The sequence below is a fragment of the Nannocystis punicea genome, from assembly GCF_026965555.1.
GTDB lineage: Bacteria > Myxococcota_A > Polyangia > Nannocystales > Nannocystaceae > Nannocystis > Nannocystis punicea.
Map to the genome: position 1 here is coordinate 558,142 of NZ_CP114040.1, position 22,418 is coordinate 580,559.

The following is a 22,418-nucleotide window of genomic DNA, read 5'->3' on the forward strand; positions in this document are numbered from 1 at the left end:
CGCGAGCGAGGCCGCCGGCCAGCGCCGATCGGCAGGACGGGCGAGCGCGCGGCGCCGGGGCGAGCGCTGAACGAATTCGCAGACGCTTGCGACCGCGGCGGCGAAAACCGCCGCTGCCGCGGCCAGCCGCGCGGCTGCTCACTCGCAGGGGCGTCGAGATCGCGCGCCGCACGGGTGAGCGGGGACCTCGCTGCGCCGGGCACCGGATTCACGCGGCGAAGGTCGGCCAGCGCTCGCGCCGGCGGCCGACAGAGTACGAGCGCGAACGATCGCCGAAGTCAGCCGAGGAGCTCGCGCGCGAGGTCTTCGGAGACGCCCATGCGGGCGGCGAGGGCCAGGAACAGCTGGCGGCCGAGAGCGACGTGGTCGCTGAGGCGGACCAGGCGGGCGATGTCCTCGAGCGCCCGACGGCGGAGGCCCCGCTCTTCGCGCAGGAGGGCGCCGCCGAGCTCGTCGATCGTCGTCTCCGGGTCGAGCAGGTACTGCCGCGGAACGCCTCGCTGATGAGGGGCAGGCGGGCCAGCAGGGGCCTGGAATTCGGCGCGGCCCAGGTCGTCGAGCGGATGCCCGCGCGCCGCCGCGTCGGCGCGGCGGTCCAGCATCAGCCCGAACGCCTCCAAGTACTCTTCCAGGTCGCCGAACTCCAGCAGGAAGGTCTTGCGCCACGACAACAACATGCCGACCCCGAACAGCTCGCTGAGCCCGGCGAGCACTTCGGCCTCCCCGCTGCTGGCATAGCTGTCGCGCATCCACATCGACCACGCCGCTCGCAAGATCTCCAGGACCCGATCGGCCGGGGGTCGTGGCAGCGCGCGCGCGTACTCCCACAGCGCCGGCGCGTCGGCGAGGCGATCGATCCACGAGTCTTGCTCCTCGTCGGTCAGCCGGGCGTTGACTCCCGCGAAGATCATGTTCGCTGCCGTGCGGTCGATCGGGTAGCCATCGGCCAGCCTGATGAGGCCGACCGAGGTCAGGATCCACGCTTGTTCGTCGGTGAGCGCCACGGGCTCACGGTAACCAGCTCGGCCGGCGCCGTCACGCGGTGACTGCGACGCGCGCGGGAGCCCACGGCTCGGACCGCGGTGAGTAACTTCGACGCGTTCGCCCGCGGCGCGCTCGGCATCACCGGCGACCTGCACCCGCATATCGACATGACCGCGATCGGTCTTCCGCGCCCGATCTCCTGCCAGGGCAGCATCGGGCCGCCCTCGCACCGCGCCGCGAAGCCCGGGCTTTGAAGTCCGGCCGCGAGTGTCATCAGGTTCGCGGGGGTGCACGCCGCGCGTCCTCTTCGCTGTCCGCAGGGGCGAGGGCCGAGGGCGGCGGCCGCGAGTCTCGGGATTCACCTTCGGACATGTTTTAAAAGACATGTAACCGGCAGCGCAGGGGCTCGCCCGGGCCGCACCGGTCATGCTACCGCCGGTAGTCCGCGATTCCCCGGCGCGGGTCACGTCGGCGTGGACGGGCGGCGCGTGGACCGCCTACTATCCGGGCATGCGCAGGGGGCTTGTACTGTTGACGGCGGCGATCGGCTGCGGCGGAGCTCCGTCTCCGGGCACCGGCGCGAGCGAGGCGACCACGGCGACGACGACGGACGGGCCGGCGACCACGGGACCGACGGGCTCGTCGACCGCGGCGCCGACGACGACCACGGGGGAGCCGCTCGCGCCGGGCGAGTGCGCGAGCCCGATCGAACCTGTCCTTTTGGCCAGCGCGCGCCTCGGCCTCGACGCCGCGGGGCGGCTGCACGACGAGCACGGGCGCGACGTGCTGCTGCGCGGGGTCAACACCGGAGGGCGCTCGAAGTGGGCGCCGTTCGTGCCGTTCCCGGTCGACGCGGAGATCGAGCAGGCGGCGTTCGAGGCCGCGGCGCAGGAGTTCTTCGCGCGGCTGCCGGGCTGGGGCATCAACGTGGTGCGCCTGCTGTTCTCGTGGGAGGCGCTCGAGCCGACCCCGGGGCAGTACGACGCGCGCTACCTCGACCGTTACGCGGCCATGGTCGACGTCGCGTGGTCGCACGGCCTGCGGGTGATCGTCGATTTCCACCAGGACATCTACACCTCGACCTACTGCGGCGACGGGTTCCCGCCGTGGACTTTGCCGCAAGATCCGCCGCCCGAGCCGCACACCTGTCCGGACGCCGACTGGGGGCTCAAGTACGTGCTCGACGGCGACGTGCGGGCGGCCTTCGACCGCTTCTGGGCCGACGAGGACGGGCTGCACGCGAAGTTCTTCGCCATGTGGGGACAGATGATCGCGCGGGTCGGCGACCACCCCGGCGTGGTGGGGCTCGAGATCCTCAACGAGCCCGGCTCGGGCACCGCGGGGGACATCCCCACGTGGAAGCACGAGACGCTGAACCCGTTCCACACCGAGGCGGTGGCGCAGCTGCGAGCGCTGGCCGGCGACGAGCTGCTGATCCTCTTCAACAACCCGGGGACCGACGCGATCGGGTTCCAGCCGATCGAGCACGTGCGGCCCGAGGGCTCGGGGCTCGTGTACGCCGCGCACATGTACGACGCGGGGCTCGTGAAGGGCCTGCCGTCGGTCGGGATGATGCCGGAGCCGTACCTCGACGACATCGCCGACTTCGCGGCGGCGGAGGGGCTGGGCGTGCTCATCGGCGAATTCGGCTACGGCCACGGGGCGACCGGCGCCGAGGAGTGGCTCACCCGGGCGCTCGACCAAATGGACGCGCGCCGGTTGTCGGGCACCTTGTGGGAGTGCTCGCAGAACGAGGTCGCGTGGAACGGGGAGGACCTGTCGGTGCTCGCGGCCGACGGCAGCGAGCTCGACAGCCTCGACGTGTTCGTCCGCCCGTACCTGCGCGCGGTCGCAGGCACGGACAGCGCCTTCTCCTGGGACCAGACCACGGCCACCGCCAGCTGGACCGGCGACGGCGGCGTCAGCGAGATCGCCCTGCCGCAGCGCCGGTTCGACGGCGCCTCGCTCGACATCGAACTGACGACGCTGGCCGGGCCCGAGGGCGCTTGCTACACGCTCGACCCGAGCCGCGGCGAGCTGCGCGTGCAGGCCCCGGACGGAGCCCAGGTCGAGGTCCGCGTGACGGTCGCCGACTGAGCCGCTTCGAGCGGGCCGAGCCGCCGCGGCGAACAATTGTCCGCATGTTCTTTGGGACATGTCCCGAGAGGAATGTCGTGTCCGCGGGCGGGGGCCGGTCGCCCCGCGCGCGCGGCTCGTTTCCGCGCCGGCGGCCCCATGGCCCCGGTGAGACGCCTGCAGGGGTTTCCGGTAAGGTGCCATGGACGTGACGAACGCGGTCCTGCGGGTGCGAGCGGCGTTGTCGCGGGCCGTCGCGGTCGGTGTCCGCGAGGACATGTCCCGAGAGGACGGCAGGCGGATCCGCCTGCAGAACGGCCTGGCGCTGGTCGGGATCGCGATGAGCTGCGCCGGTCACCTCGGCACCGGCAGGCCGCTCGACCCCGAATTGCTGGTCCACCTGGGGGTGACCGTCGGCGGGCTCGCGGCCGTGTTCGCGCTGCACGCCCGCGGGCGCCCGCGCGACGCGGCGCTGGTGTTCCACGGGACGATCATGACGTCGATCCTGATGGGCTCGTGGACCATCGGCCTCGACTACGGCAACTTCTTCTGCTGATCCTCGGCGCGGCGCTGCCGTTCCTGCTGTTCCCCAGCCGCGAGCAGACGGCCGCGCTGGGCACCGCGCTGGCGGCGTCGATCTGCCTGGCGGTGCTGGTCTACGGCTGGGACCTCGACGGCGACCTGGCCCGCCGCGTGGCCCAGTACGGGCCCAACCAGTACACGCACCAGGGGATGCTGGCGGCGGTGATCCTGCTGGTCGGCTACGGCTCGCGCTCGTTCAACGCGCTGGCCGAGGCCGACCTCGAGCACGAGCGGGCCAAGTCGGAGCGGCTGCTCCGCAGCGTGTTCCCCGAGGAGATCGGGCGCCGCCTGCAGGCGGGCGAGCAGGAGATCGCGGAGCGCCACGGCGACGCGTCGGTGCTGTTCTGCCGGGTGATCGGGCTCGACCGCCCGGCCGAGGGGCAGACGGCGGAGGCGTACCTGGCCCGGCTGCACGCGGTGTTCGCCGCGATCGACCGCCGCTGCGCCGAGCTCGGGGCCGAGAAGATCAAGACCACCGGGACGAGCTTCGTCGCCGCGGCCGGGCTGCCGATGTACCGCCCCGATCACGCGGAGGTGCTGGTGGCGCTGGCGTTGGCGCTGCGCGACGAGTTCGCGGCGATGCCGGGGATCGCGGTGCGGATCGGGGTCAACTCGGGGCCGGTGGTCGCGGGGGTGATCGGGCAGGTGCGGCCGACCTACGACCTGTGGGGCGACACCGTCAACACGGCCCAGCGCATGGAGATGCACGGGCTGGCGGGCGAGGTCCACATCTCGCCGCTGACGTTCGCCAAGGTCAACCACCGCTTCGAGTGCAGCGCGCGCGAGGGGGTGGAGATCAAGGGCAAGGGCGCGATGAAGACGTACTTCGTCCGCGGCGTTCGCAAGGCGGGGCGCGGGCCGTGAAGCTCGGTCGGCTGATGCGGCTGGGGCTGGCGCCGCAGGCCGCCCCGCTCGAGAGCCAGCACGTGGTGTTCCTCCACGGCCTGTGCCTGCTGGCGAGCGGCTTCACGGGGATGACGATGCTGCTCAGCGCCGTCTACGGGGCGACGTCGCCGGGCGGGCTGGCGTACGCGCTGTTGGCCGGGGTGGTGCCGCCGCTGCTGTCGCTGGGGCTGTCGGTGCGGGGCCACCACACGCTGGCGGCGGTGCTGTTCGTGCTCTACACGCTGCTGTCGACGGCGGGGGCGGCGTCGCTGTTCGGGCCGAGCTACGGGCTGCAGTACTGGTACCTGCCGGTGAGCGTGCTGACGTTCATGCTGTTCCCCAGCGAGCGCCGACAGGCGGCGCTGGCGGTGGCGAGCCTCAACGCGGCGGCGTTCCTCGGCTTCTGCTTCGCGTTCACGGTGGCGCCGATGATGCCGATGGCGCCCGAGGGCGTGCGCAGCAACTTCCAGATCAACATCTCGCTGGTGGCGGTGGCGACGGCGGTGGCGACGTACTACGCGCAGCGAGTGACGGCGCGGACGCGCGAGGAGCTGCGGGCGCTGCGGCGCCGCACCGACGCGCTGCTCGGGGCGGTGCTGCCGGCCGAGTTCGTGGCGACGCTGCGCGAGGGCGGCGAGGGGGTCGGCCGCCGCCACGCGCAGGTCAGCGTGGTGGTGTGCGACATCGCCGGCTTCACCCGCCTGGCCGAAGAGGCAGCCGCGGAGGACATCGTCCGCGTGCTCAACGCGACGTTCAGCGCGTTCGATGCGGTCTGCAAGGAGCGCGGCGCCGACAAGGTGAAGACGGTCGGCGACGCGTACGTGGCGGCCGTGGGCATGTCGGGGCGCGAGCCGTCGGCCCGCGCGGCGGTCGACCTGGCGCTGCGCATGCGCGCGGCCGTCGAGCGGGCCGAGGACTGCCAGGCCCGCGGGATCCGGGTGCGCATCGGCGTCGGCACCGGCGAGGTCATCGCCGGCGTGGTCGGCACCAACAAGCTGGCCTACGACATGTGGGGCGCGGCGATCGAGGCGGCCTTCGCCATGGAAGAGCGAGCGACGCCCGAACAGGTGGTGGTCGACGCCGCGACCTGGGCCGAGCTCACCGGCGAGGAGCGGGCGGCGGTGGTCCGCGGCGAGCCCGAGGGGTATCGCAGCCTGGCGACGGTCGTGGCTTGAGGTAGACCGCGGGGCGAGACCGGCGGCGACACGAGCGCGACGTCGACGAGCGCTACGTCGAGGATCGCGACCTCGAACGTCGCTGCCTCGAGCATGGCGACCTCGATCGACGCGACCTGGATCGATGCGACTTCGATCGACGGGACTTCGACCAGGCGACTCGATCGACGCGACCTCGATCGACGCGACCTCGATTGACGCGACCTCGACCGACGCGACCTCGATCGACGCGACCTCGATTGACGCGACCTCGACCGACGCGACCTCGATCGCCGCGACCTCGATCGACGCGACTCGATCGATGCGACTTCGATGATAGCGAGCTCGACGAGCGCGACCTCGACGAAAGGGGAGCGTGACGTCGAGGGACGCGACCTCGATCGAGCTCGACGAGCGGGGCGTCGAGGGGCGCGACCTCGATCGGGCTCGACGAGCGGGGCGTCAATTGACGCGACCTCGATCGCCGCGACCTCGATCGAGGCGATCACGAGGTTATCGAGCTCGACGAGCGCGTCGGGCTCACTCGATCGCGTACGCGCGCACCCACCCGTTGTAGTCCTCGGTCAAGGTCATCTCGTGCCCGGCGACGACGACGAAGTCCGGGCCGAAGGCGGTCGCGCTGGTCACTTCGTTCTCGTGGGCCTCGGCGTTGTCGTAGGTGGCAGCCCATACCAGGCCGCCGTCGCCGCGGAGACGGGCGGCGACCATGTCCTGCTGATGCTCCGGGGTGAGGAAGGCGCCGGACACCACGATCTCCTCGCCGGCGCCGATGGCGACTCCCGTGGCCTCGATGGCGTGCACGTCGAGCGGATCGAAGCGCGTCCACACTTCACCGCCATCGGGGCCGAGCCGGCGGACGACGAGCTGTCGTACGTCGTCGTCCTCGGCGTCGGCGAAGCTGCCGGCGAGGACGACGTCGCCGCCCGCGCCGATCGCCGCGACGGCGCGCCAGAAGCCGGTCACTTCCTCGACAGTGACCGAGGTGAGTCCGCCGGCGTCGTCGAACACGGCGGCGATCGGGCGCAAAAACCCCTCCTCCTCGCCGCCGAACGCGTGGCCGACCACGACCACGTTCGCGCCCGCCACCGCGAGGCCCTTGCCGTCGGCCTGCGGGGCGCCGCCGGTGGTGGTCGACCTCCACACGACCGAGCCGCCGTCCTTCTGATGGCGCCGGGCGACCAGCCCGACGCTGTCCGGGCTGATGCGTTCGAACCCGCACGAGAACAGGGCGTCGTCCGTCACCGCGAGGTCGCCGAAGTTCGAATCGAAGCTGAAGTTGTCCGCCGGGCCCGGCTCGCTGAAGGTCCACAGTTCGGCGCCGGCGGGGTCGAAGGCGCGGATGTCGATCGACGCCGCGAGCCCGGTGGTGTAGCCGGCCGCATAGATCGTGCCGGCGTCGTCGACGGTGACCGCGCTCAGGCCGGACTTGATGTCGGGCCCGGCCGGCAAGACCTTCTTCCACACCTCGGCGCCGGCAGGGTCGAGCACGAGTATCAGCCCGGCGCTGACCTCCGGCTCGAGGTAGGTGGTGCCGACGACGATGACCCGACCGGACGGATCGAACGCGACGGCGCTGGTGCGGTCGAGCAGGTTCGCGGGGCCGTTGAAGGTGTGCGTCCACAACGGCACGCCGACGCGCGTACAGTCGGCCGCGCAGCCGTCGTCCGGGTCGGCGTCGCCGTCGTCGCAGGCCTCGTCGGCGTCGACGACGCCGTCGCCACACACGCCGGGGAGCGGCTCGCCGGTGGTGAGGGTCGGGGAGGTGTCGTCCGTCGACGCGCCGGTCGGTGAATCGCCGTCGGTCGGGGAGCCGATCGTGGTGTCGGGGCTGGCGGTGGTCGTGGCGGTGCTGTCCTCGTCCTGTGGGCTGTCGCCCACGATGATCGACGGGATGCAGGCAGGGAGGGCGAACGCGGCGAGCGCGACGTGTAGGGTGCGAGTAGAGAAAGGCAAACGGAGGACCTCCTGTGGGCCTCGTGCCCGTCCCAGGCGGTTTCCGTCATCGACGCCGCGGAAGCGGTGCGCGGCCGTGGTTGGCTCGCTCCATCGCGCGTGGATGCGCCCTGGCCGGCGGCTTCGCGCGGAGACGCCGCGAGCCGTCAGGTCAGTGTTCGGTGGCGAAGGTCGATGAGGTCGCGCGTGGGCTCGAGCCTCGGTTCCCGCCGACGGTCCTCGCGGCGAGGCACGTCGGCGGTGAGCTTCGACCTCGTGGGGCGTCAGCCCTCGACGATCGCGTGGTCGACGTCGGTGAAGACGAGGTACTGCTGCAGCAGGGTCGCGAGGTCGGCGACGTTGAGGCCGGGCTTGGCGCCGTCGGCGTTCCAGGCGTCGATCTCGGTTTGCGTCGGCGTCTCCGTCGGGCGCACGATCGGGGTGACCGACAGGCGGTTGCTGCCGCGGGCGTCGAAGTCGCGGATCGCTCGCACCAGCTCGGCGGCGTCCTCGGGGACGCGCGTGGTCGGGATCCCGAGGCGGTCGGCGAGTAGCTGGATCCGGAACGCGCGGACGTCTTGAGGACGGCCGTCGATCACCCGCTCGTCGAACACCGCGGCCGCCAGCGACGAGTCCCAGGTCAGGCCGCGGCGCCAGAGATGGGTCGTGCCGGTCAGCGCGAACGCGTCGTCGATCACCACCGAGGTGCTGGCGAAGCGCACCGACCGGTCGGCGCCGGCGCCGGGCGAGAACACCGCGACGCGGTCGGGCGCCAGGCCCCGGAGCCTGTCGACGGCCGTGAGCAGGCAGTGATTGCGGACCTCCTGCAGCCGCTTCGGCGTGCCGGGTCCGAGCAGGGTCGGGACGCAGAGGATCAGCCGCAGGCCCCGGCGCGCGAGGGTCATGCGATCGATCAGCCGTTGCCACCAATGCACGGCCTCGCCGTCCGGATCGAGGATCTCGTCGTCGACCGCGGGGGTCTCGAGATAGATGAAGTCCTGGGCGCGGTCGATCGCCGCCAGCAGGGCGGTGAGCGCCTCGCGGGCGCCCCACCTCGCGGTGAGGAGCCGGCGGTCGAGGGCGCGGGTGATCGAGTCGATCTCGTCGCCGACGGCGTTGCGCAGGGCAGTGCCCGCGCCGCCGCCGATCGGGATGTTGGCGTCGAGCCAGGCCTCGAGCTCGACCTCGTTCTGGCTGAGGGGGAAGATGTCGTTGTCGACCGCGGCCTGGGCGACCCCGGGCATGCCCTCCATGCCCAGCGCCGAGGTGCGCAGGACGGCGACCACGGGCCCCGCGCCGTCGCCGTCGGCGATCGTCGGCAGCGGGGTGGAGGCCTCGGCCGCGACCGCGAGCTCGCTCTGGATCGCCGTCGAGCGGACCGGCTCGGTCAGCGCCTGCACCTCGGTGAACGACAGCCCCGCAGTCCGCTCGCGCACGTACTCCGCGACCGCGACCGCCGGCGCGCCGGTGAGGTTGACGCCGGTGCCGTGGATCTCGATCGCCGCGGGCACGCCGGGGTGACCGAGGAAGAAGTCGCGGGCCGGCTCGAGCGCCCACGGGACCGGGGGCGAGGAGCCGATGACGGCGGTCGCGGCGTCGTCGCCGGAGGTCGCCGCCGCGACCTCGAGGCGGTCGAGCAGGATGTACGGGATCGAGGACGCGGTGATCGTGCCGATGAGGTCGCGGTCGAGGCGGTGCAGGCGGTCGCCGACGATCGTGTCGATGCCGCCCTGCGGATCGCCGCCGGCCGTCGGGGTGCGCGGTAGCGGGCGACCCGTGGCGTCCGCGCGATCGGGGGTCGAGCCGAACGCGGGCGCCGTCAGCGAGACGATGTCGGTCGCCTGCAGGCGATTGCGCAGGGTGTTGTCGTCCCACGCGGCGGCCGGGATCGCGGTGCGGTCGACGATCGCCGGGGTGCCCGACACCAGCACCACGTGGCCGCCGGGAGGCACCGCGCCGTTGGGCAAGGCGCCGGTGCCGGTGGCCCCGGTCTCGCAGACGACCCAGTCGCCGGTGACCGTGGTCGCTGCGGCGCCGGCGATCGGGGTGGGGCGAGTGAAGCGGCGGTCGGCGTAGCGGCGCTGGGCCGCGATGGCGCCGTCGTCGTCGAGGAGCAGGACGAGCGTGTCCATGCCGAGCAGGCCGGTGGCGCCGAGCATGCCGTTGAGCAGGACCATCGTGAGGTGGGCGACGCCGTCGCCGTTGACGCGCCCGGCGCCGCCGCTGGTGCGGAAGTGCAGGCCGACCGAGAGGTCGAAGCCGAGCGGCCAGGCCCGCACCCACGCGCCGGCGCAGGCGGGGCCGAGGTTGACCTCGACGAGGACGGTCTGGTGATCTTCCGCGAGGGCGCCGCCGCCGGTGAGGGCGCGGACGCGGTACTGGCCCTCGCTCGGGTCCGCGGTGCCGCTGTCCGCGAGGACAGGCGGCAGCGGGCCGGCGCCGGGGGTCACTGCCGCGGGGCTCGGCGCGCCGCCCACGCGACGTCGCCGAGGCCGAGCACCAGCCGCGTGGGGTCGTTCGCGTTGGGCACCGCGAGCAAGGCGTCGGCGGTGGCCTGCCCGTTGGCGAGCAGGACGCCGTCGGTGGTGCTGGTGCGGCTGACGTTGATGCGCGTGCTCGGGCGGTTCTGGGCCGCGGACCGGCGCACTGCGGGGGGGGTGGTGCCGGCCCGGCTGTCGCCGCGGGCCACCCCGACCAGGTGCCGCTCCTCGTCGACCACCGCCACGCGCACGAAGTCTCGCGTCAGTCCGGCGTGCACCGGACCGCCGGGCCACAGGTTCGCTTCGGCCCCGTAGTTGCCGGTCGGCAGCACGGCCATGCGGGCCCGCGGGGCGTCGTCGAGCGCCGGGTTGTCGAGCGGCGGCGGAGCGCCCGGCGGCGGCACAGCCGCGAACGTCAACGCGATGGGGTCTTCGCCGCCGACCTGCACGAGCTCGCCGGCCGCCGCGGCGCCGTCGACCTCCAGGCGGTTGCCGCCGCCGATGAACGGCGCCGCGAGCGGGCCCTCGTGCGCGTCGACCAGGTGGGCGGTCCGCTGGGCGGCGAACTGCACGACCACCGGCTGATCGTCCTGCTGCGGGTAGTCCTCCGCGTCGATGTCCGGCGCGAGCAGCTGGATGTCCTCGTCGTCGGTCGCCGGATCGTCGCCGACCGCGGTCGAGAGCAGCCACGACCACCAGCACGCGACCGCGCCGGGGTCGATCGCGCGGCCGCGGCGATCGAACGCCCACAGGTCGACCTGGCCGACCAGCCCCTGCAACAGGATGTCGCGGTCCGCCAGCTCCCCGCCGGGTCGGCGCAACCACGTCATCGGCAGGGCCGCGTTGACGAGGTTGCCGCCGGCGATCGCGAGGCCGATCGCGGCCATCCGCTCGGCGTCGTCGCTGCCGGGGATGCCGGCCGCGCCGCCGAAGAACGGGTAGATGCCGGCGGGGGTCAGCGGGGTCGCGGCCGGCAGGACGATCGCCAGGCTGCGGACCTGCGGGCGGGTCGGCACCCCGGCCTCGGTCGGCGGGTCGTCGACGGGGTCGGCGGTCGCTGCGGGGATCAGGCCGACGAGCGCGTGCAACCTCGCCTCGACCTCCGGCAGGAGGCGGAAGAAGGCGACGATTCGGCCGTTGGCGAACGGCCAGGCGCCGCTGCTGTCCTGCAGCGTGTCGAGGGCCGGCGGCGGGTTGGCGGCGTCGGTCACGAACAGGCTCAGGGTGCCGGTCGCCGGCGCGAACCAGTCGGTGGCGGCGGCGAAGTTGACAGGCAGCCGGAGCCGCTGCGCGGGGACCGGGACGCCGAGGTTGACGGCGTCGTCGGAGAACCACGGCCCGAGCACCGGGGCCATGATGCCGAGGTTGTCGAGCGGAGGATTCAGCGTGATGGCCATCGGGACCTCAGATCTGGTTGGAGGGCGTCGCGTCGCTGCGCCGGCCGACGGGGTCGATGATCGAGACTGTCACGTAGGTGCCGGCGGGCCCGTCTCCGGGGTCGGCGCCGACCCATGTGTCTTCCGCGTCGCGCGTGAAGACCACCTCGCGCCGCGCGGGCCGCTGGTTCGGTTCGATGCGCCACACCTCGAAGCGGTGCAGGCCGATCGGGGTGCCGTACAGGCTGTCGGCGTTCGGGTGGCTGAGCGTGATCCGCAGCGCGCCGGAGAGGTTCTGCACCGTGACGCTGCTCGGCGCGGCGGGCGGGTTCGGCGGGATCACCGAGACCGTCGCCTGGGCGCTCGCCTCGCTCCACTCGCCGGGGAGGATCACGCCGACCGTCGGCGCGCCCGGCGGATCGTCGGCCTGCACCTCGACCGCGAATTTGTAGACGCGCCACGGCCTGAGCGGCGCGGGGGCGAGGATGTCGAAGCTGGTGCCCTCGCCGTCGACCTCCGCGCCCGTCACCGGGCCGGCGTCGACGATCCGCATCGCCAGCTGCTCGCGCGTCGGCGTGCTGGTCCGCCGCAGGCGCCAGGCCTTCGGGACCGCCTTGCTGCGCGGGACCTTGACGCGCAGCTTGACGCCCTGGGTGGTCGGGTCGAGGCCGGCGTTGACGACCGCGACCTGCGGCCGCGTCGGGGGGCCGAGGTTCGGCACCGCGAACGGCACGAGGTCGGCCTCGGACATCTCCGACAGCGCCCCCGAGGGGCCCTCGCCGAGCACGCGGTAGATCGTCAAGGTCTCGAGCGAGCCCGACACGCGGTGGATGAAGCGGGTGGTGGTCGAGGTGGCGACGATCGGCTGCTTCGTCAGGCCCTCGAAGTGGTCCCAGCCGAACAGCGCCTTGTGGTCCTTGAACTTCTCGGCCCGCGGGGCGCCGGGTTCGGCCGCGAGGATCTCGTCGCGCGCGGCGAGGTGGCCGTCCTGCTCGAGCGCCTTGAGCAGCAGGGTCTCGTTGCTGGCGAACACGCGGTAGCGGGTGCCGATCGTCGTCCCGAAGTCGAGGTCGACGCGCGCGTAGCCCTGGGCGTCGGGGCGAGCGGTCCAGCGCAGCTCGGTGATCACGGCCGGGGGCGGCGGCGGGCGCGGGTCGACGATCGTGCGCTCGGCCGGCAGGGCGTCGGGCGAGACGAGGCCGAGGACGTCGAACCAGCGGGCGGTGTAGCTGACCTTGCGCGAGCCGCAGCGCGGCAGGTCGGGGCCGTCGCGCGTGATGAGCAGCATGTCGGGCGCGGGCGGGAGTGACTCGATCACCGCGGGCGAGGGGCTCGAGAGGTTGATCGTGACGGTCGTGGTCGGGCTGCCGTCGAAGGTCTCGAGCAGGTCGAGGCGCGCGAGCTGGGCGCCGCCGGGCGGGAGCTCGGAGTCGCGGGGGATCGGGATCCGCAGCGCGATGGTGCAGTGCAGCAGGCCGGTCTGGACCGGCGAGGTGACGGTCGGCGGCTGCGGGTAGATCTCGATCACCGGGCGCATCGGCGGGGTGCGGGCCTTCGCCGGGGCCAGGAGCGTGCGCCACGGCGACCACCGGCCGAACCAGTCGCCCTCTGCGAGGCGGTAGTAGACGGCGCCTTCGGGGGCGTCGCGCTCCTCGAAGCGGCCCTCGCCGGGGGCGCCTTGATCGATCGGTCGCGACACCACGAGCGGCAGCGGGAGCCCTGGCGGCGGCGGCTCGCCGACGACGATCCGGCCGTACTTCGGGAACGCGTGCAGGGTGCGGTCGCCGCGGACGTCGGTCGCCGCGAGCGCGGCCAGTGCGTGCGGCCGGAAGTGACTGGCGAGGAGACGCAGGGCGCGGCGGACGTCCGGCGGCGGCGGTGCGGCGAGCCAGCCGCGATCTTCCGCGCTGTCGAAGGTCATCTCCGGCGGCAGCTCGGGTGGCGTGCCGACGAACGCGACGGCGGTCGCGTGGAGGTCGACGAACGGGCCCTTCTCGTCGGGCACGAGGCCCTTGAGCTCCGGGAAGCCGGCCTCCGCGGTCTTGGCGTCGGCGCGCACGGCGGCGGAGAAGGACTGCTGCTGGGCCGAGTTCCACTGCTTCGACCGCCAGCGCCACAGGCCGCGCACGCGGTAGAACACGAGCGAGCCATCACCCGCGGGCGGCTTGATGTCGACGTCGCCGAAGCCGAGGAAGTGGCCGACGTCCGGGTCGACCGCGCCGGCGAGGACGAACGGTTCGACCGGCACCTTGACGTTGCCGTCCTTGCCGTCGACGTCCTGCGTGTCGGTGACCTCCCAGGTCTCGACGCTGGTGTCGTTGAGGACGAGCTCGAGCCAGCGATCGATCTCGCTGCGGACCTGGTCGACGCGGTCCATGGCGTCGCCGGGGTTCGCCGCGGGCGCGGTCACGGGGGCGACCGCGGTGTGGGCGATGTACATCGGCAGGCGGGTCGCGCCGCCGCGGTACACCCGGTCCTTGGCCTCCGACGCGGCGTTCGGCGTCGGGATGTAGCGCGGCGCCGGCTTGACCGGCAGGCTCCACAGCTGCCACAGCTGCTCGGCCAGCTGGGCCTTCTTGAGCGCCGCCGAGTCGAGCCACTTGATGCCCTTGACGGTGCCCTTGCCGACCACGCGCACGCGCTGGATCGTCCAGGCCGCGATCGCGTAGCGGGGGGACGAGCGCGACAGGATCGGCGCCGAGCCGACGCCGGTGCTCGCCAGGGCCTCGAAGCGCAGCCCGCCCGCGGGGCTCTGCTGCTGGTCGAGGATGTCGCCCAGCTTGTCGACGAAATTCTTCAGCTCGGACTCGTCCTTGAACTCGCCCTTGGCCAGCTCGGTGATGTCCTTGAGCGGCGGCTCCTTCGGCGGTGCGAAGACCTCGGCCTCGGCGATCAGCTCGGCCCAGAACACCTCCGGCGCCGGGAAGTAGCCGTACACCGGGTTCTCCGGGCTGACGTCGAACGGCACGGTCCGCGTCACGCCGTGGCTGTCGATCCACGTGACGCCGCCGTCGTGCGCGAGCTCCTTCAGCTGACCGTCCTTGAGCACCGCGCGGTACACGACCAGCGGCGCGGCGGGCAGGCCGAGGCGAGCCGACGGCAGGGCGCGGACGTGGATCCCGGTCGGGAGGTGCGTATCGCCGACGCCGTCGATCGCTTCGGCATGGAACGCCCACACGGGGGCCTGGGTGCTGCTCATCGTGACTCCTCCGTCGTGGTGGTGGGAAGCGTGGTCCTCGGCATCAGTCGCCCTCCTCCAGCACGAACAACGGGCGATCGACCATCGGCGCGGCTCCGGTGGCGCCCGGGTTGCCGTTCTCCTTGAAGCGGACCTCGAGGTCGTAGATCCGTCCGCCCGTCATCGGGATCGGGGTGTTGGCGATGAAGATCGAGCGCGTGCCCGAGGCATTGCGCACCCGCTCGCTCAGGCTCGCCAGCGCCGTCCGCGTGGTGACGAAGTGCGGCGGCAAGGGGAAGGTCACCAGCTGCTCGTAGGTGCGGAAGATCCGGAGGCTCATCACCTCGAGCCGCGGCGGCGGCTCCGGCTCGCCCTGCGCGCCCGTGCGGAGCCCGGCGCGCCACACCGGCTCGTCCGCCTCGACCAGGACGCCGGCGACTCGCCACGGCTGACCCGGCGCGGTCGGCTGCAGCCACAGCACCGTGGTGCGCGGGGCGGGCGGCAGCGGCCACGGGTCGAGGCCGAGGGTCGTGAGCGCAGCGTCGAGCTCGGTGTCGCCGATCGCCAGCGGTCCGGCGGCGAGCGGGGCGGCGATCAGGGCGTCGGTCGGCGGCGACAGGCCGAGCGGCGAGGCGAAGCCCAGCGCGCGCAGCATCTCCGTCGGGTTGCGGTAGCGCGAGGTCCGGAAGTGACTGCGGGCGATCGGGACCTCGGCGAACGCGTCGACGATCTTCGGCGCCGCGTTGAGCAGCAGGTCGTACTCGGTGCGCGGCTCGAGGTCGGCGGTGACGGACACCGACGAGGAGCCGACCGCCGGCGTGCCGCCGATGCACGGGGCCGCGGCGACCGCCTCCACGAGCAGCTGGTCGGCCGCGAACCAGGTCCTGGTGTCGACCTTCCACTCGGCCGCGATCGTCACGTCGAGGAGGTGCAGGCCGCCCGGGTGGTGGGCTTCGACCCCGTGCATCGAGCCGGCGGGCGGCCGCGTGTGCAGGACCTTGACCTGCAAGGTGCGGTCGTACTTGTCGACCAGCGACTCGAGGTGATCGACCATGAACCAGAAGCCGGCGTGGTCGTCGAGGAAGTGCGGCGGGTCCTCGTGCGACGGGGCCGCGCGGGTGAGGTAGCGGGCGACGCCGCGGGGGTCGAAGGTCCGCTCGTCGAAGCCTGGGCCGCCCTGGGCCGGGTCCTCGAGGCTCGAGCCCTCGACCGGCGGCGGCGCGGCGGTCAGACCGAAGGCCGCGGTGGTGAAGCGGAAGCGCTCGGGCATGCCCGGCGGATCGATCCAGCCGTTCGACGCCGGCGGCGCCGGTTCGTCGCCGGGGTTGGCCGGGCGGAAGCCCTGGTACTGCCACGCGACCCGGATCTCGTAGGTCGAGACGTCGTCGAGGTAGGTCGTGTGCGTCGGCTTGTTGTCGAGCGCGGCGGCGACCCACTGCTGCATCAGGTCGATCAGCGAGGCGCGGTGCTCGACCTCGGCCTGCTGGGCGGCCCTCGCCTCGAGGGTCACGCCGCACAGCGCGACGAGGGCGACGTCGCCGCGGTTCCACGGCGCGACCTCGACGCGGGTCCAGCCCTCGCCCTCCGGCAGCTTGTACAGCAGTTTCGGGCAGGTGCCCTCGCCCTTCAGGACCTCGGGCTGAAGCTGCTTCGACTTGTCGTGGATGTCGAAGGCGATCACCCGCGGCCACTCGAGCTGCTCGAACGTGACGAGGTCGAGGATCGGCCGCCTGCGGCCCCAGCACACCTCGTACACGACCGGCTGCTTCTCACCGGTGAGCCGCATCCGCACGATCCCCGGCGCCTCGACCCGCAGCCACTGCCGGCCCGTGCCGACGGTCTGGGCGGTGCCGAGGACCACGTTGTTGGGGCCGAACGCGGTGAGCGTCGCGGAGGCGCCCGCCGGGTCGACCTCGACCGCGACCGCGTCGGTCTGGGCCGGATACTGGCCGTCGAGCACGTTCTTGAGCAGGCGCAGGGCCCACTCGTTGTTGGTGAAGAACGGCTGGAGCGAGCTGCCGGAGTACTTCGTCTTCGACTTGCCGGTGAAGCCGTCGATCATGCCGTCGCCGCTCGGCATGTCGTCGCAGATGCCGTTGCCGATGACCTCGGTCTCCTTGTCGCTGCAGACCTCGAGGACCAGCTCGCCGGCGAGGAGCGGCTTCGACAGCGGGAGGACGATCGGCGCGGTGCCGACGATCTTGCCGACGGCGCGCCACGACGGGAACCGCCAGCCCTCGGCGAGCGAGGTGCCGTGCAGATCGATCGCTCCGTGCAGCGGGGCGACGGCGCCGGGGATCCACGTCCAGCCGACGTCGGCGCCGAGCGCCGCGAGCATGCCGGCGTCGAGGCCGGTGGGGAACCTGGCGAACGCCTTGAAGCGGCTCGGGAACACCGCGCTCGCCGGAGGCTGGGCCCTGAACTGGCCGAGCGTGCCGTACGCGTACTCGCGGGCGCGGCCGTAGGCGCACGACGGCTCGGCCGGCGCGACCTCGTCGCACACGTGCTCGACCGTGTTGCCGGGGTTGCCGGGGACCTCCTGCGAGCCCTCGCCGAGCCAGCGCGACCAGGCGCGCGGGTCCCAGCTGAACAGGCCGAGCTCGCGGCCCTCCTCGGTGCTCGGGCCGGTGGTGTCGCCGCCCTCGATGATCGAGGCGCGCCACGACGGCAGCCACCACGCCGAGTCGAACGGCCCGGTCACCTTCGTCCAGTGCGCCGCGTTGTTCGGGTCGGCGCCGGTCAGCTTCCACAGCTCGACGGTCTTCAGGCGGAAGGCGTACTTGAGCTCGGTCGAGCCGCTCCACGGCGACAGCGCGGCGGGCGGGACCAGCCGGCGGTCGAAGTCGGAGGCGCCGAGGCCGTCGGCGATGAAGTGGGCGAAGCGGAGCACCGCGATCGTGTCGGGCCACACCGTCGGCACCGCGCCGGCGCCGTTGCGCGAGGCGGTGCCCTTGACGACCGCGAGGTGGTCGCACAGGTCCATCCCGGCGATCGGCGACTCCGGCACCGGGATGTTCGACGGCGGGTCGTCGCCGATCCGGATGTCGACGCAGCCGGAGATCTCGAAGAAGAACAGGTCGACGTGGCCGCAGAAGTGGCCCTCGAAGTAGCTGTAGCCGGGCGAGATGTGGAAGTGCACCAGGCCGTCGACGCCGACCGAGATCAGCACCAGGTCGAGCTCGCCCTTGACGCCGGCCGCGCCGGCGAACAGCAGCGGCTTGGTGCCGATGCCGACCAGCAGGAACGCGCTGATTTCGAGCTTGAACGGACCCGCGGACCACTTGAGGTCGAAGCCGGCGCCCATGCCGATCGAGAAGCCGTCGAAGTCGAGCGGGTCGGCGAGGTCGAGCGGGACCAGAGTGCCGCCGAGGCCGTGGAGCTGGCGCTCCTCGATCATGACGAACGCCCACGCGCGCACGTCGAGGATCTCCGGCAGCAGGGTGATCGTCACCGGGCTGCCCGGGCGCGTCGCGTGGTTGTCGGAGCCGATCCGGATGTACCACGCGTCCCCGCCGGCGAGCGGGAAGTAGGCGGAGATCGGGATCTCGAGCTTGAGGACCTTCGGGATCTCGTACGAGCCGCGGACGCCGATCATGATCGAGGTGGGCTCGATCAAGATCATGCCGAGGATCCGCAGGCCGCCGCCGCCGGAGGGCGTGCCCGACTCGGTCGCCGCGCTCTTGCGCTGGGTGACGAGGTGCGCGTCGATGCCGAAGATCACCGACACGTCGGGGAAGCCGATCGTCAGCGAGCCCTCGGCGTTGAAGGTGAAGCCGCTGTCGGGCAACGTCCCGACCACGGCGCCGACGCCGAAGGCGTACTGGCCGGACTTGCGCTTGTACTTCAGGTCCGGCGAGCGGGTGTACCACTCGAGCTGCTTCTGCACCGGCTCGGTGGCGACCAGGCCGTCGAGGTTGCGGGTGCCGTTGGCGACGAACCGGCCGATGAAGCCGAAGATGCCGAAGCCGGTCGCGCCGAGCGGGATGCCGACCGGCAATTGCACGCCGACCTCGACCGCGACGAAGTCCTGGTCGACGGCCAGCGCCCCGTAGGCGCTGAGCTTGGCGGGGATGACCTCCAGGCTCAGCAGGGCGCGGAACGAGCCGCCGTCGCCGATCGTGACCGCGCCGCGGCCCTTGAGCGCGCCGGGGATGTCGACGGTCGCGGTGAGGCCGCGGAACTCGACCGAGAACGGGGCGCTGTCGTCGGGCAGCTTGAGCCGGATGGTCGCGCCCTCGAGCCGCACGACCCCGAGGTCGAGCGCGAACTCGAGGTCGAACTCCATCCACTGCGAGCCGCTGCCCATGCGGGAGGCGGCGATCCGGATCAGGTTGCCGAGCGGCCCGCCGAGGGTCCACGCGCCGGTGCTGACGACCTCGACGCTCATGTCGTCGTACGTCAACGCGACGCCGTCGAGGCCGCCCCCGGGCTGGCCGTCGAAGCGCAGACCGACGCCCTTGTAGCGCAGGCGCAGGTGGCCCTCCAGCGTGTTGCCGAGGACGTTGACGTTGACCCGCAGGTCGATCGTGTAATCGACGGTCGCGGCGACGTGCGGCGCGCCGTTCCACTTGTACGAGATCGCGAACTTGTCGATGTCGACGCTGCTCGGCGTACCGCCGGAGTTCAGCAGCTCGCCGATCGCCGCGCCGACGGCGATCATCGCCAGGGCCGCGACGAACTGCATCGAGTCGGGGACCACGTCCGCCGCGTCGACCAGCGACGCGAGCACCGGCCCGAACGCCAGCGCCCCGGCCAGCGGGTTGCTCTGCCAGGTCAGCGCGCCGTCGGGCAGGCTGAGCGCGCCGCTCGCCTCGGTCTGGCCGCTGCGCGCGTCGTAGACCCAGTGCAGCAGGATCTCCCAGTAGTCGGGCCCGGTCGGCGGCGGAATTGGCCCCCCGCCCGACGGCAGCTCGATCTCCGCGGCCTTCCAGGCGAACAGCGCCTCGGCCTCGGTCGGGATGGCGTCGGCGGGGCCGACGTAGGTCGGGCTGTCCCACTTGACGCGCAGGCGCACGCGGTAATCCGTCGGCGGCGGCCCGGCGGTGGTCGAGCTGACCCCCGGAGGCGGCGGGCCGTCGGGGCCCGGCACGAGGATCCGCGTCGGCACGCCCGGGCTCGGCGGCACCGTCGGCGGCTCCGACGGGGCGGTGGTGTCGACCACGTAGATCTCGGCGCAGCGGTACGGCCGACGGTTCGGGTCGTTGATCGCCGCGCTGCGATCATCGACCCTGTCCCGGTTCCACTTGCGGTTCCACACCGGCGCCTCGGTGGCGCCGAACGCCGGCGACTGCGGCCACGGCAGCGCCAGTCGGCGAGCCCCGGAGAACCGCGCGGGCGGGCTGCCGGCCGGCGGCGAGCCGAAGCCGCTCGACTCGATCGCCACGGTGATGTCGGCAGGCGTCGCGCCGGCCGCGATCAGGGCGTCGCGGGCCGCGTTGGCGCGCAGGGTCGCCAGGCTGTTGTTGTAGGTGTCGTTCTCGGCCTTGTTGCCGAGCAGCTTGAGGTCGTCGGTGCGGCCGAGGACGTAGTACTTGCGCCCGTTCGGAGCGCCGAGCTCGGCGAGCCACGAGGTCAGCTGCTGCTGGACGTTGTTGCCGTTCGGGCCCGAGCGGCCGGTGAACCCGAGCGCGAGCGGATAGGCGTCGGCCTCGTGCAGGTTGGCGTCGCCGGTCGGCGACCCGGAATAGGGGTAGAGCACGCGGATCGGCGCCGCCTGGTCCCAGTCGTACTGGACCTGCACGACCCGCGGGGTGCTGTTCGGGACGGCCGGCGGCGGCGGCGGATCGTTCGCGCCGGTCGGCACCGGCACCTCGACCTCGGCGTCCGTGCCCTGCGGGACGGTGACGTCGGTGCCGGCGATCGTGGCGAGGGCCGGCGCCGCGGACTGGTCGGCGCGCTCGTGGAACGGCTTGGCGAGGAAGGTGTTGATGACCGAGGTCGGGGTGGCCGCGCCGGTGCCGACGACGGTGACCCGCGACGGCGAGGTGTTGACGTCCGTGTTCTGGTGGCCGACCGCGATCGGGCCGGTCGGCACGACGTCGATCCGCACTCGCCGGGTGCCGTCCTCGTTCGTCACCACGAGGTCGCGCGAGCCGATGTCGGGCAAGAGCGGCAGCGTGATCGACGAGGTCCACGTCCAGCTGGACGGCGCGCTGCCGCCGGTGAGGGTCCAGGTCGCGGTGCCGACGCGCGACGTCAGGGTGACGGTCGCCAGCCGATCTCGCGGGCCGCGGAGGTGCAGGACGTTGCGGAGGGTGTCCCCGTCGATCGTCGCGTCGACGATCGGGCCGATGCCGGTCGGACCGCCGGCCTGCAGCGGGAAGGTGACGGTCACCTCGACCAGCGGGGTCTGACCGGGCGGCACATTGCTCGGCGGCTCCGCGACGAGGCCCGCGGTGCCGGGAGCGCCGACCCGCAGGCTGTATTTCAATTCGGAGGTCGGCGCGTCGAACCACGGAGTGGTCGACGAATTGCCCTCGGAGCCGTCCGGGAGCTTCCACCACACGCCGACCACCGCGAGGTCGGTATGCCCGGGGATGAGCTCGCCGGCGCCGATCTCGAACACCGCGCGGACGCGCCGCTTGACCCCGCCGAGGCCGAGAGTCATCGCGTACTCGAGAGGAGGCCCCCCGCCGACGGTGGTCTCGGGGACGTCGACCTCGGAGCCGTCCGACAGCTGCTCCTTGATCGTCAGGCGGGTCTTGTAGACGTCGTTGAAGTCATGCCCGAACTCGACCCGGATCTCGCCCTGAAGGCCGCCCGGGTCGCCGATGATCACGTCGCGGGCGCTGACCGAGAGGTTGTTGAGCAGCGGCGTTTCGGGCGGGAAATAGAAGGTCGTCTCGCGGAACGCGAGGCCCTGCCACTCCTCGCCGTGGCCGCGCGCGGCGATCTCCGCCGGCGTGAAGGTGCTGCTCAGATCGAGGACGAATTGATCGAGCGTCATCCCGAAGTTCGTGTCGCCGAACACGAAGCTCGGCGGCCGCGCGGTCAGACGAATGACGGCGCCGGTCGGGGCGGTCGGATCGAGCGGGTCCGGTGAATCGACGACCTGGACCTGAGTGTCGCCGCCGCCGCCGCCGCTGATCCGCACGACCCCGCGCGCGACCAGGTACACGTTGCCGGCGCCGGTCTTCTTGAGCGTGAGCGGCGTGACGCCGGTGCCGCCGACCGGCTGCGCCGGGACCGCGCCCGGGATGAGGATCTCGACGTCCCAGACCTGAATGTCGATTGTCCACAGGGTCGGCGCCCCCTCCTGCTCCCCCGCCGGCGGCGCCGCGGGGCGCTCGATCGCCAGCCGGAACGGCAGCCCGTGCGTCAACCCGGGGATCCGCAGCGCCCAATTCTGGGTGTCGAGGTCGAACACGTCCGCGAGCGCCTGCAGCGTGCCCTCGTGGAGGAAGTAGTCGTCGCTGGTGGTGGACCGATGGTCCAAGATCGTGAGGACGCCGATCCGCTCGACGATACCATCGGGGATCTGCAACGCGACTCCCGTGGTTTGCGGCAACAGATCGAGGATGCTGATCCCACGACGGACGGCCATATTGCGAGGCTAGATTATGGCGTCCTCCGCCAATAGAGGGATTCTTCGCACGACTCGCGGGCCGCCTCGCTCGCAGACGAGCGCAGCAATCACTTGCGCGCAGAGAACGATCGGCGATTCCAACATTAACGGACCGGCCCACGGGATTTGATGCAATCGGCGTTTAATTGTGCACACCGCGAAACCGCGCCCGGGAGATCTCTCGCC

11 protein-coding genes are annotated in these 22,418 nt (G+C 72.5%); 5 read left to right on the forward strand and 6 right to left on the reverse strand.

All coding sequences use genetic code 11. The features are described from left to right. Positions 1–278: 278 nt before the first annotated feature. The gene (locus O0S08_RS02090) at positions 279–1,004 is read right to left on the reverse strand and encodes a hypothetical protein (RefSeq protein WP_269037260.1); all 726 of its coding nucleotides are present in this window, start codon (positions 1,002–1,004) and stop codon (positions 279–281) included. 78 nt (positions 1,005–1,082) lie between these two features. Between O0S08_RS02090 and O0S08_RS02095 the strand changes: the two genes are divergently transcribed. The 5 genes from O0S08_RS02095 to O0S08_RS02115 all read left to right on the forward strand — a co-directional run bounded on the left by O0S08_RS02095 (position 1,083) and on the right by O0S08_RS02115 (position 5,702). Beyond that, on the forward strand, positions 1,083–1,238 hold the full coding sequence (locus O0S08_RS02095) for a hypothetical protein (RefSeq protein ID WP_269037261.1): 156 nt from the start codon (positions 1,083–1,085) through the stop codon (positions 1,236–1,238). A 256-nt stretch (positions 1,239–1,494) separates the two neighbouring features. Further along, on the forward strand, positions 1,495–3,081 hold the full coding sequence (locus O0S08_RS02100) for a cellulase family glycosylhydrolase (protein ID WP_269037262.1): 1,587 nt from the start codon (positions 1,495–1,497) through the stop codon (positions 3,079–3,081). A 187-nt stretch (positions 3,082–3,268) separates the two neighbouring features. Then, complete coding sequence (locus O0S08_RS02105) at positions 3,269–3,616, forward strand: hypothetical protein (RefSeq protein WP_269037263.1); 348 nt, start codon at positions 3,269–3,271, stop codon at positions 3,614–3,616. Next, positions 3,577–4,506, forward strand: coding sequence for an adenylate/guanylate cyclase domain-containing protein (locus tag O0S08_RS02110; protein WP_269037264.1), 930 nt, complete (start codon positions 3,577–3,579; stop codon positions 4,504–4,506). Before O0S08_RS02105 ends, O0S08_RS02110 begins: the two co-directional genes overlap by 40 nt. Then, positions 4,503–5,702, forward strand: a complete 1,200-nt coding sequence (locus tag O0S08_RS02115) for an adenylate/guanylate cyclase domain-containing protein (RefSeq protein WP_269037265.1) — start codon at positions 4,503–4,505, stop codon at positions 5,700–5,702. Before O0S08_RS02110 ends, O0S08_RS02115 begins: the two co-directional genes overlap by 4 nt. 519 nt (positions 5,703–6,221) lie before the next feature. Here O0S08_RS02115 and O0S08_RS02120 read toward each other — a convergent pair. From O0S08_RS02120 to O0S08_RS02140, 5 genes are all read right to left on the reverse strand, one after another. Beyond that, positions 6,222–7,655 (reverse strand): NHL repeat-containing protein, encoded by a 1,434-nt coding sequence (locus tag O0S08_RS02120; protein ID WP_269037266.1) that lies wholly within the window; start codon positions 7,653–7,655, stop codon positions 6,222–6,224. Positions 7,656–7,918: 263 nt separating this feature from the next. Then, the gene (locus O0S08_RS02125; RefSeq protein WP_269037267.1) at positions 7,919–10,084 is read right to left on the reverse strand and encodes a phospholipase D-like domain-containing protein; all 2,166 of its coding nucleotides are present in this window, start codon (positions 10,082–10,084) and stop codon (positions 7,919–7,921) included. Then, positions 10,081–11,511, reverse strand: a complete 1,431-nt coding sequence (locus O0S08_RS02130) for a hypothetical protein (protein ID WP_269037268.1) — start codon at positions 11,509–11,511, stop codon at positions 10,081–10,083. The genes O0S08_RS02125 and O0S08_RS02130 overlap by 4 nt, the downstream gene beginning before the upstream one ends. A gap of 7 nt (positions 11,512–11,518) precedes the next feature. Next, positions 11,519–14,689, reverse strand: coding sequence for a hypothetical protein (locus tag O0S08_RS02135; RefSeq protein WP_269037269.1), 3,171 nt, complete (start codon positions 14,687–14,689; stop codon positions 11,519–11,521). 43 nt (positions 14,690–14,732) lie between these two features. Further along, complete coding sequence (locus O0S08_RS02140) at positions 14,733–22,211, reverse strand: RHS repeat domain-containing protein (protein ID WP_269037270.1); 7,479 nt, start codon at positions 22,209–22,211, stop codon at positions 14,733–14,735. Positions 22,212–22,418 lie beyond the last annotated feature (207 nt).

Coding starts and splice junctions, on each gene's coding strand:
- O0S08_RS02100 (WP_269037262.1), top strand. CDS start 1,495: ATGCGCAGGGGGCTTGTACTGTTGACGGCGGCGATCGGCTGCGGCGGA.
- O0S08_RS02130 (WP_269037268.1), bottom strand. CDS start 11,511: ATGGCCATCACGCTGAATCCTCCGCTCGACAACCTCGGCATCATGGCC.
- O0S08_RS02140 (WP_269037270.1), bottom strand. CDS start 22,211: ATGGCCGTCCGTCGTGGGATCAGCATCCTCGATCTGTTGCCGCAAACC.
- O0S08_RS02135 (WP_269037269.1), bottom strand. CDS start 14,689: ATGAGCAGCACCCAGGCCCCCGTGTGGGCGTTCCATGCCGAAGCGATC.